At 56.2% G+C, this 1,414-nt stretch carries 1 protein-coding gene; it reads right to left on the minus strand.

Annotated elements, in window-relative coordinates:
* Nucleotides 1–154: 154 nt before the first annotated feature.
* Nucleotides 155–1,369 carry an IS701 family transposase gene (locus EQW76_RS28665; protein WP_142832624.1) on the minus strand — a complete coding sequence of 405 codons (1,215 nt, stop codon included), beginning with the start codon at nt 1,367–1,369 and terminating at the stop codon, nt 155–157.
* Nucleotides 1,370–1,414: the final 45 nt, after the last annotated feature.

Raw genomic sequence — 1,414 nt, forward strand, 5'->3', positions numbered from 1 at the left:
CATTACAGTTGCAGTTTTAGTTTCAAATGAGCGCGTCGTGCGGCAGCTTGATGCGCTCGTCTCCAACATGACCATGCGATGATGTGGGCGGGCTTTATACGCCGCTGGGCAAGCTTATTCGCAATGCGTCGGACCTCTTGGATGGACCAGCGGATCAGATCGTAATGGTCGGCATCCTCGGTCTTTTTTGGGGTGCCGCATTATTGGCGCGATATCGGATCACAGCCATCATTGCGAAGGCGAGCATGACGAGCGAGACATGGCGATGCCAGCCATGCCACGAGCGGGTCTCGTTATGATCGAGGCCGAGTTCGTTCTTGGCTGTCTCGAAGCTATCTTCGATTGCCCAACGGTGACCTTCGACGGATACGAGCGTCTGAATGCCTGTTCCGGCCGGGCACCAAGTCGTGAAGAATGCGAGGTCGCCATCGCTGATATTGCGCCGGATCAACAAGCCACGCGTCCAAAGCCCGGTTTGCGTATCACTGTATTCGTCGGCATCGATATCGGCCAGTTCGCAGTAGGCCCAGTCATGAAGCCGCGCGCCTTTTGTGCCATCGCCAGCGGAAAGGCGATGCCATGCAGCCGGATCGAGATCACGGGCAATCTCAAGAGCGGTTCCTGCGACGAAAGGCTTACCAGACCAAGCGCCAAAATGATGGTCGGATTTAACCCCAAGAACGTAACCTTTGCAGGCTCGGCGCAGCGCTCCTTCGACGTCTCCGACGCCATACACCGCATCTGCTGCCACCCATGAAAACGGCACTTTGGCTGTCAGCGCCCGCCGAATCATATCGACAGCGAGGGCAGGCTTGGTAGCGAAGGCTACAGCTTCAGGAACATGAGCGGCGGCAAGCCTTGCCGGATCGCTGGTCCAACTCTTTGGCAAGTACAAGGCTCGATCGATAAAGGCATGACCACGATCGGAAACATAGGCGGTGAACACACCGATTTGGCAGTTCGTTACCTTGCCCGCTGACCCTGTATATTGACGTGAAACACCGCAAGATGTCTTGCCCTGCTTGAGGAAGCCGGTCTCATCAATGACCAGGACCGCATCATCTGTGGCAAGGTGCTCCACAACATACTCGCGCACAATGTCGCGAAGTCCGTCTGCGTCCCAGCGTCCACGACCCAAGATGGCTTGCTGTCGCCACGGACCAGGATCGCCAGCCGCCTCAGCGCGCATCCAACCTGTCTTACGGCGCTCATCACCTAACAAGCCGTCCAGGAAAAGGTTCGCAGATGCTGCAACGCGCTCCTGCGTAAACAATCCGCGCATACGCGCCTTAACTTCACGCAGCGACGATGCCCAAAGTTCCAACGTTGTCTCGATCGATGCACCCATCATCCATGACCTCCGAATCATGGAGGCCTATAGATTCAGAACTTGTAAAAATACGCAACTGTAATG

This window comes from Rhizobium sp. rho-13.1 (genome assembly GCF_007000305.1).
Classification (GTDB): Bacteria; Pseudomonadota; Alphaproteobacteria; order Rhizobiales; family Rhizobiaceae; genus Rhizobium; species Rhizobium rhododendri.

Bases quoted from the DNA above. Each gene is read 5' to 3' on its own strand.
- EQW76_RS28665 (WP_142832624.1), bottom strand. From the start codon at position 1,369: ATGATTCGGAGGTCATGGATGATGGGTGCATCGATCGAGACAACGTTG.